The 13473-nt window shown below is 64.0% G+C and carries 11 protein-coding genes; 3 read left to right on the top strand and 8 right to left on the bottom strand.

Translation table 11 applies throughout. The annotated features are described in order from the left end of the window. Positions 1 to 33 precede the first annotated feature (33 nt). Positions 34 to 1440, bottom strand: a complete 1407-nt coding sequence (locus tag C811_RS12050; protein ID WP_016309914.1) for a uracil-xanthine permease family protein — start codon at positions 1438 to 1440, stop codon at positions 34 to 36. A gap of 363 nt (positions 1441 to 1803) precedes the next feature. Then, positions 1804 to 2826 carry a VanZ family protein gene (locus tag C811_RS12055; protein ID WP_016309915.1) on the bottom strand — a complete coding sequence of 341 codons (1023 nt, stop codon included), beginning with the start codon at positions 2824 to 2826 and terminating at the stop codon, positions 1804 to 1806. A 278-nt stretch (positions 2827 to 3104) separates the two neighbouring features. Between C811_RS12055 and C811_RS12060 the strand changes: the two genes are divergently transcribed. Beyond that, positions 3105 to 3689, top strand: coding sequence for an LOG family protein (locus C811_RS12060; protein WP_016309916.1), 585 nt, complete (start codon positions 3105 to 3107; stop codon positions 3687 to 3689). Positions 3690 to 3696: 7 nt separating this feature from the next. On the opposite strand, the gene C811_RS12065 is transcribed toward C811_RS12060, so the two are convergent. Together C811_RS12065 and C811_RS12070 are read right to left on the bottom strand one after the other, a co-directional pair. Continuing rightward, entirely contained in the window at positions 3697 to 5163 is a 1467-nt protein-coding gene (locus C811_RS12065) for a sensor domain-containing diguanylate cyclase (RefSeq protein ID WP_016309917.1), read from the bottom strand. Positions 5164 to 5278: 115 nt separating this feature from the next. Next, complete coding sequence (locus C811_RS12070; RefSeq protein ID WP_016309918.1) at positions 5279 to 5587, bottom strand: thioredoxin family protein; 309 nt, start codon at positions 5585 to 5587, stop codon at positions 5279 to 5281. 361 nt (positions 5588 to 5948) lie between these two features. On the opposite strand from C811_RS12070, the gene C811_RS12075 reads away from it, so the two are divergent. After that, positions 5949 to 7232, top strand: coding sequence for an MFS transporter (locus tag C811_RS12075; protein WP_016309919.1), 1284 nt, complete (start codon positions 5949 to 5951; stop codon positions 7230 to 7232). On the opposite strand, the gene C811_RS12080 is transcribed toward C811_RS12075, so the two are convergent. Beyond that, complete coding sequence (locus C811_RS12080; RefSeq protein WP_022926583.1) at positions 7229 to 9457, bottom strand: cation:proton antiporter; 2229 nt, start codon at positions 9455 to 9457, stop codon at positions 7229 to 7231. The genes C811_RS12075 and C811_RS12080 overlap by 4 nt on opposite strands. Before the next feature lie 290 nt (positions 9458 to 9747). On the opposite strand from C811_RS12080, the gene guaA reads away from it, so the two are divergent. After that, positions 9748 to 10728 (top strand): glutamine-hydrolyzing GMP synthase, encoded by a 981-nt coding sequence (gene guaA, locus C811_RS12085; protein ID WP_016309921.1) that lies wholly within the window; start codon positions 9748 to 9750, stop codon positions 10726 to 10728. Between the two features lie 480 nt (positions 10729 to 11208). On the opposite strand, the gene C811_RS0103760 is transcribed toward guaA, so the two are convergent. The 3 genes from C811_RS0103760 to C811_RS12095 form a co-directional block, all read right to left on the bottom strand. Beyond that, on the bottom strand, positions 11209 to 11697 hold the full coding sequence (locus C811_RS0103760) for a hypothetical protein (RefSeq protein ID WP_016309922.1): 489 nt from the start codon (positions 11695 to 11697) through the stop codon (positions 11209 to 11211). Further along, positions 11698 to 12249, bottom strand: coding sequence for a type IV toxin-antitoxin system AbiEi family antitoxin domain-containing protein (locus C811_RS15940; protein ID WP_198010032.1), 552 nt, complete (start codon positions 12247 to 12249; stop codon positions 11698 to 11700). Between the two features lie 89 nt (positions 12250 to 12338). Then, a complete protein-coding gene (locus tag C811_RS12095) occupies positions 12339 to 13127 on the bottom strand; it encodes a metallophosphoesterase (protein WP_016309924.1) in 789 nt (262 codons plus the stop codon). Between the last annotated feature and the right edge of the window lie 346 nt (positions 13128 to 13473).

Here is a 13473-nt window from a genome sequence, read left to right on the forward strand (position 1 = left end):
CCGCACGCGCTCAGTCGATTGGAATTCGCCGCGTTAGTCCGCAATAGGCAGGTTCGTGACCTCGGCCTCCAGGGGCAAGGGCACATCGTCGGCCTCGGCCTCGGCGGCCAGACCGCCGTCCCAACCCTCTTCCTTCCCCGGCAGGATGATGTTCAGCAGAATGCCCACCACGGAGCCCACGGCCAGGCCCGACAGGGCCACGGTCACGCCGCCCACCTCGAAAACGATGGCCCCGGCGGCACTGGAGGCAATGCCGAGGGACAGCACTAAAATGAGCGCCGTGATAAGCACGTTGCGGCTCATCATGAAATCCACGTGATTCTCCACCAGGTTGCGGATGCCCACTGCTGAGATCATGCCGTAGAGCACGAGGGACACGCCGCCGATCACGCAGGCCGGCATGCAGGAGATGACCGCCGCGAACTTCGGGCAGAACGAGAACAGGATGGCGAAACAGGCGGCGATGCGCACCACCCGCGGGTCGAACACGCGGGTCAGGGCCAGCACGCCGGTGTTCTCGCCGTAGGTGGTATTGGCCGGAGCGCCGAACAGCGACGCCACAATAGTAGCCAGGCCGTCGCCGAGCAGCGTGCGGTGCAGGCCCGGCTCGGCGATGAAGTTGCGGTTGCAGGTGGAGCTGATGGCCGACATGTCGCCGATATGCTCGATGATGGTGGCGAAGGCCAAGGGCATGATGGTGATGATGGCGGTAATGGCCAGGCCCGCATCGAAATTGGGGCCGAACAGGGCGAACACCGTGTTGTCCCACAGCACAGGCAGGCCGATCCAGGCGGCATCGGCCACGGGCGCAAAGTCCACGACGCCGGCGAAAGCGGCTGCCACGTAGGAGCCGATCACACCGAGCAGGATGGGGATGATGCGGATCATGCCGCGGCCCCAGATGTTGCTGATGACGATGATGGCAATGGCCACGAGGGCCACGGGCCAGTTCGTTTCGCAGTTCGCGATGGCCGAGGGGGCCAGAATAAGCCCGATGCAGATGACGATAGGACCGGTGACCACGGGCGGGAAGAACCGCATGATGCGCTGGGGCCCGAACACCTTAAACAGCGCCGAGACGATGAGGTACAGAAGGCCCGCGCACGCCACGCCCAGGCACGCATAGGGCAGAAGGTGCGCCTCGCCGTTGGGAGCGATGGCCGCGTATCCGGCAATGAACGCGAAGGACGAGCCCAAGAAGGCCGGCACCTTCCCCTTCGAGAGGAAGTGGAACAGCAGCGTACCCAAACCGGCGAACAGAAGCGTCGCCGAAACCGACAACCCCGTGAGCGTAGGTACGAGAATAGTGGCGCCGAACATGGCGAACATGTGCTGGATGCCGAAGATGGTCATCTTCGGCGCACCCAAGGTGCGGGCATCGTAGACGGCGTCGGGGGCATCGTCGGCGCCCATGGTGGGCACGGTCTTGGTATCGCTCATTGGCAAACCTCGCATCATCGCGGCGAACAGGCAGGTCCGCCCGCCCCGTGCGCCGCGCGCCCCGCCACGCGCGCTGCGTGGCTGCCGGCGCGGCCGCTCCGCGAGCCGACCTCGCCTATTATGGCACGGCTTCCGTTACCGCCCCGTTTCGCCTCCGCGAGGGGCCAAAACACCCCGCAAGCTGCTGAGCGACTGCACAAAACAGCCTCCCTCGCGAGAATTGGCCAAAAACAACCGCTTCTCGTAGATTGTCCGAAGCTTGCCCGACTCCAGCGCGCTCTATTCCCAGGTGCGCCCTTCGCAATCTCCCTTGTCGCATCTCCAACACTACGAGAAATGGCCGTTTTTGGCCAGGCGGCCGCCTCAGGGGATGAGGTCGTAGGGCATCTCTCGCTTCACCAGGTAGAACAGAAGCAGCGGGAGCACGAGCCACGGCCACACGAAAAGAGTTGCGACTAGGGTGGCCGTGCGCACGAGATAGAACAGCGCACGGTAGCCCGTAGTGCGCGGGTGCGTCTCGAAGGTCATGCGCACGAAGGCGCCGCCCGGGGTGGAGCCGTCGTGGGTCCAGGGGATGATGAGCTCTACGAGCACGAAGGCCACCACAGCGCAGGCACCCATGACCGCGTCTACCGTTTGAGCCGCTGTGAGCCCGGGCAGCTGCAGGGCCGATGCGCCAACCGCCTCCAGCCCCAGCGCCACCACGCCGTAAGGCACCACGGCCGCGAGCCACACGATAACCAGATCGAGCCAGAGCGCCACACAGCGGCGCACAAACCCCGGCCGATCGGTCGGTTCGGCCTCGGCGAGCTTGCCCGGCGGCACCACCCGCCCCAAAAGCCAAGAGCATAGCCATCCGAGCGCTGCGCCGAGCGTATTGGCGGCAATATCGTCCACATCGCAGCACCGATAAGCGTAGGGATAAACACCGAATAAGCCAGTGAGCTGGGCCGTCTCAATGAATGCGGAGACGGCAAGTCCGATCAGCACCGACGACGCGAAGCGCAGGCGCAAAAGGCGTCCGGCGATGAAGCCGAGCGGCACGAAGAACACCACGTTGAAGGCGAGCTGGAACACCGCCCGCAGGCCGTCCTTCGCAATGTCGTTCACAAAGTTCAGCGGCGCCCACTGCGGAGGAATACCGTAGGTGATCCCCGGCCCCGCATCGCCAGAGGGCAGCGGGTACAGCGTGAAGCATCCGAGGCCCAGCACGTAGAGCACCGTAAGGTAGGTGCCAGCGAACGAGCCGAAGCGCAGACGTCCATCGCGGTGGTAGAGATAGGCCAGAATGGGCAGCGTCAGAACAAAAGACGCCATCGGCCACAGAATGAGCGCCGCGGCGAAATTCTCGCTGTAGTTTCCCAGGAAATGCTTGATGGCGCCCACCGGTCCGCTCCTTCTCTCTCGTATCGGACAAGAGCCAGCATAGCGCGATCGCGCTGGCCACGCAGCAAAGGTGACAGCAAAGTAAGGGAAGTGATTGGGGGCCGTAAGGCACCGCGGCGGCGAGGCCGAAGCCCTCACTGCACGCCGGCACGCCACGCCACTTGCACTGGCCCGAGGGTCGCTTGGCCGCCTCCCTCGCTCCGTTTGCCGCTGCGAAAATGTCGTGCTATGCTTCTAGATTCTCCGATCAGCCGAAACCCACTACCGAGGAGAGCGTCATGAACATCACCGTGTACTGCGGGTCTAACCCCGGCGACAACCCGCGCTTCACCGAGGCCGCCCACGCGCTGGGCACCTGGATCGCCCAGAATGGGCACACGCTCGTCTACGGCGGCAGCTCCGTGGGGCTCATGGGCGCCGTATCTCGCGCTGCGCTCGAAGGCGGTGCACCCGTTATCGGCGTGGAGCCAGCATTCTTCATCGAGGCCGGCGTGGCCCAGCACGACCTGACCGAGCTTATCGTGTGCGACACCATGGGCGAGCGCAAAGCGAAGATGATCGAGCTGGGCGACGCATTCGTGGCGCTACCCGGCGGCGTGGGCACCTTGGAAGAAATCACGGAGATCTTCACCCGCGTGCGCCTGGATATGGGGCCCCATGAGTGCTTCCTGCTGAACATCGACGGGTTCTACGACCCCCTGGCCGCCTTCCTGGCATCCATGGTCGATCACCGCTTCTTCGATCAGTGCGACCTCGATCGCTGTCATTTCCCGCGCTCCGTCGACGAACTGGCCCACCTGGTGGCAACCGCGGATACACGTCCGCGCACCCGCTGCGAGGGGCCGCTTCTGCAGAAGGGCTAGCCGATACCTAGCCGATGACCGTCAGGCAGTACTGGGCCTTGCCGGCCTCTTTCGCCTGGTAAAGCGTGCTGTCGGCCACGGCGTACAGCTCCTCGAAGGGCATCGGGGGCGTAAGACAGCAGGCGGCGCCGATGCTGATGGTGGGCGTCGCGTGGGCCGCCATGGATCCTGCGGCTTTGGCGGCCTCGTCGGTGGCACGCTGGGTGGCAAACGGGCCACGAGCCAAATGCTCGAGCACGCGGTCGGTGGCGGGGCCAGCAGCCAAGCCAGGCGCGAAGATAAGGAACTCATCGCCGCCCATACGGGCCACGACATCCTCCTTGCGCATCACCTGCGAGAGAAACGCGGCCAGCTCCTTCAGCACCGCATCGCCCGCCAAGTGCCCGTAGGTGTCGTTCACGCCCTTGAAATCGTCCACATCCACGGCGATGAGCGTACACGGGCGGTCTTCGCTTGCGAGCAGCGTCTCAATGCGGTCGAGGGCGGCGGCGCGGTTGTAAAGCCCCGTGAGGCCGTCGCGCTCGGCTTTGCGGCGAAACTGGCTCTCGCGCTGGGCAGCCTCGCTCGTGTCCAGCAAACGGCCCACATGACGCACCGGGCCGCCCTCCTCGTCGTAGAGCACCACCGACTGGTAGCGATACCACACCGGTTCTCCATCGGAACCCGGTGTGGAGGTCTCGAAGTCGACCAGGGAGTTCTCGCCGATCTGCTCCATGAGCGGCGAGAGGTCGTAGGAAGTGATGTCCAAGTTGCAGGGCTTCTGGCAACGGCGGTGCACCACGAAGTCGGACTGCTCCGGCGCGCGGCCGAAACGCCCCTCGAAGTCGCCGTACACATGAGCCGCACCCGTGGCGCATTCAATATCGAAGAGCACATCGTTGGAAAGCGCTGTGAGAATTTCCAGGCGCTCGTTGGCACGACGCAGGTCGCCCTCGTCGCGCACCTGATCGGTGATGTCCATGAGAGTGACGTAGAACCAGCGCCTGCCCTCGGCATCGGCGGCCAGATGCCCCCAGTCCTCTACCCAGCGCACCTCGCCGTCGGCGCGCAGGATGCGATAGCGCACATGGTCGTCGTTGCGCTCGGCTACCTGCTCCCGAATCTCGCGCAACACCCGCTCCCGGTCGTCGGGGTGCACCAACCCCGTGAAGGTGTCTCCAGTGAGCTCGCTGAACGCGGCGGCGTCGGCGCATCCGAACAGAGAGAGCATTCCTGCGCTCACGCAATCAAGGGTGTCTGGCCCCTCCGCAAGATAGCGAAACATACCGCCGGGGAAATTGCCGAGGAACTCCCGAGCGAGCATGAGCACATCGGACGCTTCCGCGGGGCCTGCGGCCGACGCCGATACCGCACCTGAAGAGGCATCTGCGGCGGCATCGGAGACGTTCGCAGGAGCGGCTGCGTTCGTCGGAACGCTGTCGGCTTCGGTTCCGGACGCTTCGCCCCGACGAAAGATACGGCTCAAGGACACCATGCGAGTTCCCTCTTCCTCAACTGATCGTGGATGATCGCTCCCTGCGGAGGCATTCCAACATGTTAATCCATGTATGATAGCACGTCAGCAGCGGATTATTCGCTCAAAAACGAACCTACGCGGCAGCCAAGAGCTTCTCTACTCGTGAGGCGGGAACGGCGCCCACGATTTCCCCTACAGGCACGCCGTCCCGAAACAGCAGCAGCGTCGGGACGCTTACAATGCGGAATGCCCACGCGATATCGGGGTGCTCCGCCACGTCTAGTTGAGCCACCTTCACCTCGGGATGACGGGCAGCCACCGCCTCGAGCACCGACTCCATAACGCGGCAGGGCCCGCACCCCGGGCCCCAGAAGTCCACGAGCACACGCCCCACAGCCTCCGTAACCTCCTCATCGAAATTTTCCCGCGTAAGCTGAACCATACTCATGCCCCCTTCGTCACTGCCACACCAGTATAGCGATTGTCGTCCTCGTCATCAGTGCTTTCCCAAGCGCATGCTTGACAGCATCCGACCCGTTTCCTACACTGGGCGAACTTGGAATCGACCGAGGTAAGGTGTTTTGATGGCCGGGATGCTTCTGCTCTAACATAGGCGCTTTGCTGTCGGCCGGGCACGCCCCGGGCCGAAAGCGCTCGTTGCCGTCAGGGCAACTTTTCGTTGCGCGCGCATATGCAACCTGGATGCGATAGCGCAACCGCATCCGCAACCTCACACTGGGCAGCACTCGTCGCGATGCTCCGCGCGAGCAGTCGCCCCAGCTATACCTCGAAGGAGATTCCCCATGGCCGAGAACCCCCGCACCGTCCCCCAGCCCCCTTCTGCCTCCGACGCGCCCTTAAGCGCGGCCGGCCTCCCCTTGGCTAAGAACTGGCTGGCCATTATCGCATTTATCTGGGCCGGGCAGGCCGCCTCCATGATCACCAGCTTCGCCGCCGGCTACGCGGTGGTGTGGTACGTGACCGAATCCACCGGCAGCGCGCTCGTGCTGGCCTTCATGAACATCGCTGCCATGCTGCCCATCGGCCTGCTCTCGCCCTTCGGCGGCATCGTAGCCGACAAGCACAACCGCAAGCTCATCATGATCGCCGCCGACGGGGCCGTGGGCGTAATCTCGCTCACAGCGGGTCTGCTCATCCTGGCCGGAGACGTGTCTATCCCGCTGCTTCTGGCCGTGTGCGTGGCCCGCGCGGTAGGCCAGGCCTTCCACACGCCGGCCATGATGGCTGCCATGCCCATGCTCGTGCCCGACAAGCACCTGCTGCGCATCAACACCTTGGATCAGCTACTGGCCGCCGTCGCCTCCATCGGGGCGCCGGCCTTCGGCATCTTCCTGTACACCACCCTCGGCTTCTCATCGGTGATGTTCCTCGATTTCGCCGGCGCCTGCATCGCCGTGGCGGGGCTTCTGCTGGCGAAGGTGCCCACCGTCATAGACCCGTCGGCCGAGCGTCAGCACGTGCTGGCGAACCTGCGCGAGGGCTGGCGCGCCGTTGCGAAGACCCGCGGGCTTCTGCTGCTCATCGGCGGCGTGACTGTGGGCATGATGATCTTCGGCCCGCTGTCGGCCATGTGTCCCTTGATGACCTACAACCACTTCGGCGGCAACGGCTACGACGCCTCCATCGGTGAAGCCGCCTTCGGCGTGGGTATGCTCGTAGGATCAGGGATCCTCATGGCCTGGGGCGGCGGCCGGCGCCTGGCAGGGCTCATCGCTGTGGCCGCAGTCATCGTGGGTGCGTGCACCGCGGTCTGCGGGCTTTTGCCGCCCGACGGCTTCCCCGTGTTCGTGCTGATGATGGGCACCATGGCCGTGGCTTGCGCCTGGTTCAACGGGCCGCTGCTCACGCTCACTCAGCGCCACGTGCCCGACGAGAAGATGGGCCGCGCCATGGGCCTGCTCACGGCCGCCATGGGCCTGGCCACTCCCATCGGCGTGGCCATCGGCGGCGTGCTGGCCGAGCAGATCGGCATTGCGCCGTTCTTCCTCGTCGACGGCCTGGCGTGCCTGGCGCTGGGCCTCGTGCTGTACCTGCCGCGCTCGGTGCGTGCCCTCGACGAGGCTTAGGCCCCCAGGCTCATCTGGAGCACGTAGACGCGCTGGCGCAGCTCGTTGGCAACGGGCAGTGCTATCTCGCCGTGCTCCAGCAGATGGCGAATCTGGTCGAGCTCGATGGTGAGCGCGTCGGCGTCCACCTCGTCGGCGTAGCGCGCGGCCTCGGCGAACTGCTTCCCGAAGAGGGGTTCCATGCCCTCGGGCAGCGCCGCGTGGGGGCCCATCGTCAGGTCGGACCGGTCGGCCTGCTTCACGCCCTGGCCGTAGTTGATGCGGTTCCACAGCGAGTTGAGGGCCATGCGATGCTCCCCGAGCAGCACGGCGGCCGACTTCCTGCGGTCCTCGTCCTGGGCGATGACGTCTTGCAGGTAGTCGATGGCCGCGTGCTCCAGCTGAATGGCGAACAGGCAGCTGTCGTAGTAGACGCGCTCGTCCTGATCGGTTTCCACGCCGTCGGGCTTCGTGCGCTGCCACAGCAGGGCCGCCCGTCCGCGCAGGTTCCTGAAGCGCGAGCCCACGTTCACGTCGGTGCCGTCGTAGCCGATGGAGCGGCGGATGCGGCGCAGGGCAGCGTAGTAGGGCGTGCTGACGTTCACGCTGAGGCCGGCGGCATCCTGCAGCTCGTCGGCCCTCTTCTGCTGCACCTCGCGCACGGTCTGGGAAAGCTCGTCGAGCTTGCGGCCGCAGCCGTCGCTTGAGGCCTCGCGCTCGTGGATGAGCCGGATGCGGTACTGGGCGATGGTCAGGCGCAGGGCCGGGTCGTAGCGGGAGTCGGCCTCATCGTCCAGCATGGCCTGCAGCTCGCGCAGGGTGCCCTCGAGCACCCGCATGGTGGCCCGGCGCAGCTCCTCGTCACTTGTGCTGTCGGCGGCGCGCGGGGCCAGCCGCGGCAGCAGCCCGTCGGCCAGAAGCAGGGTGCACAGGATGACGCTCGCCGTGAGGAACACGATGAGGTCGCGTTCGGGGAAGGGCGTCGTGCCGTCGTTCATGGCAAGGGGCAGCGTGAAGATGATCGAGAGCGTGACCGCGCCCTTGGGACCGCCCACCGTGAGCACGAGGGCATTGCGCATCAGACTGCCCACCCGCTCGCGCCAGTGGGGTCGCCGCTGCCGCAGGTGCGGCGTGGGCGAGGGCTGGTTGGTCTCCACCGTTTCCAGCTTCGAGGCGCGCCGGGCCCGCTTGCCGCCCTTGCGGCCGCGCCGGCGGCGCAGGGCCAGGCGGTGGACGGCCTCCATCGCCAGCACCCAGATAAAGCGACACCCCATGATGAGCACCGTGACCAGGGCGACCACCCCGAGCAAAAACAGCGGCGAGAAGCGGTCGGCGATGGCCGGCGTGAAAGCCTGGGGCAGCTCCATGCCGAGCAGCGTGAACACGACGGAGTTGATGAGGAACACGATGATGTGCCAGAACCCGTTGGAGACGATCTGGCGCTGGGCGGCGGCCGAGGAGGTGAGCCGCGGCTGGCGCTCGGCCATCACGAGGCCGGCGGCCACCACAGCCAGGATGCCGCTCGTGGAGGCCCACTCGGCGAAGAGGAACACGAAGAAGGGCGAGAACACCTCGTAGAGCACATTGGTGGTGGTGCTCTCGTAGCCGCCCCGGCGCAGCAGCCGCGCCGCGGTGCGGCCGGCAAAGCCCAAGGCTGCTCCCACCGCGATGCCGCCGAAGAACAGTCGCGCGAACTCCGCCCCGGCGTCGATCGCCGAGAATGCACCCGTGAGCGCCGCCGCGCTGGCGAACTGGAAGGCCACCACACCCGAGGCGTCGTTGATGAGCGATTCGCCGGACAGCAACGTCGACTGGCGCTTCTTCAGGCTGACCGACGAGGCGAGGGCGCCCACGGCCGCCGCGTCGGTGGGAGCGAGGGCCGCGGCGCACGCGAAGGCGGCAGCAAGCGGAATGGAGGGCACGAACCAGTTCAGCGCGAAGCCCACCGCGAGAACGGTAAGCAGCACGAGCCCCACGGCCAGCGACAGAATGGCGCCCTTGTTCTCCCACAGCTCCCGGGGCTCGGTGTTGCGCGCCTCGTTGAACAGAAGCGGCGCGATGAACAGCACGAGGAACAGCTCGGAGGAGACGTGCACGTCGTGGATGGCCGGCACGAGAAGCGCCACCGCGCAGCCCACGGCAATCTGCACGAGCGGAAGCGAGAGGCGGGGCACCACCTGGCACAGAACCGCCGACCCGATAACGCAGGCCAGCACGACGAGAGCCAGCTCGAGTATTTCCACCATGCCTCCTTTCGCCTTGGGACGTAGGCGCAGCCCGCCACCGGCCGCAGTCGCCTTCCGTTCGCGGCCGTGCGGGATATCTGCGGCAGCCTGGGCGCAGCCCCGTCCGCTACCGACTGCGGCTGCTTTCCGCTCACTGCCGCAGGGGGCGCCATGCGCGACCTTCCCGCTCACCATTATGGAAGGCCCCCGCGGCGCACGCCGATCACTTCCCCGCCCTGTAAACCCCTTGTTGCGGCCCTGCTATAATTCCCCCAACGGAAAAGCCGACGCAGACCCCCGAGGAGGTCCCCATGGATGAGAACGTTCGCCCCGACGACATGGAGCGCATCACCACGCCCGAGCTGGCCCAAGCCTTTATCGACGAGCAGGTGGCCGCCATTCGAGAGCAGGTCGGCGACAAGAAGGTGCTGCTGGCCCTGTCCGGCGGCGTGGACTCCAGCGTGGTGGCGGCGCTGCTGATCAAGGCCATCGGGAAGAACCTCGTGTGCGTGCACGTGAACCACGGCCTTATGCGCAAGGGCGAGTCGGAGCAGGTCATCGACGTGTTCCAGAACCAGATGGACGCGAATCTGGTGTACGTGGACGCCACCGACCGCTTCCTGGATTTGCTGGCCGACGTGGACGAGCCGGAGACCAAGCGCAAGATCATCGGCGGCGAGTTCATCCGCGTGTTCGAGGAAGAGGCCCGCAAGGTGGGCGACGAGGTTGATTTCCTCGCCCAGGGCACCATCTGGCCCGACATTCTGGAATCCCAGGACGGCGTGAAGGCCCACCACAACGTGGGCGGCCTGCCGGACGATCTGCAGTTCGAGCTGGTGGAGCCCGTGAAGCTGCTGTTCAAGGACGAGGTGCGCGTGGTCGGCCGAGAGCTGGGCCTGCCCGAGTCCATGGTGGAGCGCCAGCCCTTCCCCGGCCCGGGCCTGGGGGTGCGCTGCCTGGGCGCCATCACCCGCGACCGCCTGGAGGCCCTGCGCGAGGCCGACGCCATCGTGCGCGAGGAGATGGAGGCGGCGAACGTGGGCGCTTGGCAGTACTTCGCCGTGGTACCCGACGTGCGCGCCACCGGCGTGCGCGACGGCGTGCGCGCCTACGAGTGGCCGGCCATCATCCGCGCCATCAACACCGTGGACGTGATGACCGCCGAGGTGCCGGAGCTGGACTGGGCGCTGCTGAAGCGCATGACCGACCGCATCACCCACGAGGTCCCCGGCATCTGCCGCGTGGCCTACGACCTCACCCCCAAACCTGTCGGCACGGTGGAGTGGGAGTAAAACGCCAGTTCAGAAGCGTGCTTTTCTAACGCGTTTTATCGGGGTTGACTCATTTTGAATCGAGACAAAGCAATGGCTTGACGTTGCTCCACCAAGCCATTGCTTGCATGCTGGAGATGCAATATGTCACGTCTTGCTGCTTCAATTGTTCGCCATTGTGGATAGTTGCACAAATCCGCCCAAAGGAACCTACTGGAATACTGGATAGCAGAAAGGGCGATTCATCAACAGCAAATAGCCATTGCTATCGCTAGCGAGCGGTCGCGTGTGGCTTGCTCGTGATGATGTTCTGATTGGGCCCCGAGCCCTTGAGCCATGTATGCATTCGTTCGCAGACCTACGAGTTATTCGGAGAAGTACTTCACGATTGCTGAAGTCGCCTTCCCTGGCGAGACTTCAAGCCAGTCGTTCTTGGCTCTTGAGAGTTGACTTGCGAACCTTCGATTAGAGAACACACTTCGAAGCCTGCTTGCGATGTCGCTATAGCTTCGCTCGCGCATGGAAGCGTCGTTGAGCACGAGGGCGTCTAGGGCATCGCCAAGCTTTTCTGGGTCTACGCCCTTGACGGCGAGCAGGTAGTAGATATCTTTCGATGGAGTTGCCCAGGTCGTCCGATATGATCACGTGAATACGCTTCCCGCTGTAGTCTTGGTGCTTGAGCTCCTCGATGCTCCCAGTGAGCTTGACGGAGAAGGCAGAGCCCCCTGTGTCGAGGGTTTTGATGAACTTCTTAATTGAGGTATCTGCTATCGGATAGCGTACGAAGTCGAGATCGAAGTCCGTCGTGGCGCGGCGCGCGTCCTTGGAGACGTGCTGCATGAGCACGCCGCCCTTGATGGTGATGTTGTCGACGAGCGTCGACTTGGTGATAAGGTCAAGCATCGCATCTTGAGCGCATCTGGCCTCCGCCTGCGCGTAGCTCAGGCCGTCGTTTATGTAGGAGTCCCTGATCCTTGCGAGGTCTTCCACCTAGAGCACCTCCCTTTGCAGTATGCCGAACATCGCGTCCTGCCTCTTGAACAGTGCCATGTAGTCCTCCACGAGCCTGATATCCAAGTCTTCGGATATGCGCCTGTAAGAGGCTATGATCTCTCTGTAGTAGTCGAGTGGAAGCGTCGCTTGGCGGCGCATCACCTCAACGAGCAGGCGCTCCCGATCGTATATGCGGATGATGCCGTGCCCGATGTCCCTCTCGACCGCCCCTGGATCGAGGAGCTCTCGCTCCATGAAGTACTGGCGATAGCCCGGGCGAGAAATCCTCGTTGCGTCACGAGCGGTTGCAAGGTGCACCTTGTCGGGAGGGACATCAGTCAGTCCGTACGATGCAAGCGCGCTGTCCATCGTGATGACTGCGTCCGGATAGAGAACATGGGCAACGACAAGAGGATCGGGGTGCTCGCTTGAGGAGTAGATTCCACGGCCGATCTTGAAGAGCCCTCCGCTTCTGACTTTGGTCTCGAGCGCGCCCCTCGACCCGGCTTTCTCCAGGGCGCTTTCGTATGTGAGCACTACGTCTTTCATAGTGCAGATGATAGCACAAACATACACACTAACTCGGTTCATGTGTATGTTTGTGCTAATTCCGCCGGTTGAAGCAGCCAACCGATTCGTCACCTTTCGCAGAAATCCATCACCGCACTTTCCCACTCATCAAACAGCGGCACAACCTCCGTCTCTCCATGCCCCACCACCAACGCCGTCGCATCACCGATAGGCCGACCGCTGCGATACAGGCTCATGGTATCGAGGAACCAGAAACTCTCGCCTGATTCAGCCTCGTAGCTCGATGCTGTCTCGATTGGCGTATGCCCTACAATCTGAGATAGGCCAGGGAACGGATCGCACAGCAACTCGCGTCGATCAGCCCACAACGGCCCCGGCAAGCCCCAACCGTGGCGTGCCGGGCCGCAGGAAATAAGCGATCGCCACTGCGCCCGATCGACATACATGTCGTTCAAGTGCGCGGCAACGTCCCCCGCCTCTGTGCCTTCCTCAATGCCGGCGCGGTGCGCCCACGCACCTGTAAGACCCGCATGGGTTACCAAACGGCCACCTACGACTGCGGCCACCCTTACACCCAGCCCATCGGAAAGCAGCGCTGCAACTTCTTCGCGCACGTCTTCGTTGGTGAAACCATAGCTCGCAAGCCCCAGATAGGCCGCATCATGGTTCCCCATGAGCACGGTCACCCGTAACTTCAAGGCCTCTGCCTTCGCCTTCCATTCCGCTGCATATTCCAGCTGCCGCACCATGGCTCGGCCGTCCACGCCCCAGTCGTCGCACAGGTCGCCTGACAGCACAATGGAGTCGCAGCAATGGCTCAGTGCCGTATCTGTCACCCGCGGCAGCACCAACGACATCTTGCAGTGCAGGTCACCTACCACCAACGTTTTTCCCATAGTCACCCCTATTTCTCTCGCAATAAGTAGTCGTTGCTAATGACCTTCATGGAAAGCGGGCCTTGAGCGATCTGGCTGTAAACGGGCGCCGCGATGTCATACTGCGATCGGCTCCCTCAATCGGCGCGACATCGTGGACGTATTGAACCGAAGCCAGCTTTCTTTCAGCCATGCCTTCTCCTTCATATGCGATTGTCCCTAGATGTTTCGCGCAAAACGTGCTTCGAGGTTACCGCGTATTACAGACCAGAACAATAGTCGCATTAGTCCGATTTTTAGGAGAATTGAAAACGCTTAAATAGCAAGGCCTGCCGACTCGCTCATGGCAGGCCTTCGCTTCTAGCTA

The organism is Adlercreutzia caecimuris B7, from assembly GCF_000403355.2.
Classification (GTDB): domain Bacteria; phylum Actinomycetota; class Coriobacteriia; order Coriobacteriales; family Eggerthellaceae; genus Adlercreutzia; species Adlercreutzia caecimuris.

What these genes read in the sequence shown, in the direction of transcription:
- C811_RS12080 (WP_022926583.1), bottom strand. Translation starts at nt 9,457, where the DNA reads ATGGTGGAAATACTCGAGCTGGCTCTCGTCGTGCTGGCCTGCGTTATC.
- C811_RS12070 (WP_016309918.1), bottom strand. Translation starts at nt 5,587, where the DNA reads ATGGTTCAGCTTACGCGGGAAAATTTCGATGAGGAGGTTACGGAGGCT.
- C811_RS12095 (WP_016309924.1), bottom strand. Translation starts at nt 13,127, where the DNA reads ATGGGAAAAACGTTGGTGGTAGGTGACCTGCACTGCAAGATGTCGTTG.
- C811_RS12075 (WP_016309919.1), top strand. Translation starts at nt 5,949, where the DNA reads ATGGCCGAGAACCCCCGCACCGTCCCCCAGCCCCCTTCTGCCTCCGAC.
- C811_RS12050 (WP_016309914.1), bottom strand. Translation starts at nt 1,440, where the DNA reads ATGAGCGATACCAAGACCGTGCCCACCATGGGCGCCGACGATGCCCCC.
- guaA (WP_016309921.1), top strand. Translation starts at nt 9,748, where the DNA reads ATGGATGAGAACGTTCGCCCCGACGACATGGAGCGCATCACCACGCCC.
- C811_RS12060 (WP_016309916.1), top strand. Translation starts at nt 3,105, where the DNA reads ATGAACATCACCGTGTACTGCGGGTCTAACCCCGGCGACAACCCGCGC.
- C811_RS15940 (WP_198010032.1), bottom strand. Translation starts at nt 12,249, where the DNA reads ATGAAAGACGTAGTGCTCACATACGAAAGCGCCCTGGAGAAAGCCGGG.
- C811_RS12065 (WP_016309917.1), bottom strand. Translation starts at nt 5,163, where the DNA reads ATGGTGTCCTTGAGCCGTATCTTTCGTCGGGGCGAAGCGTCCGGAACC.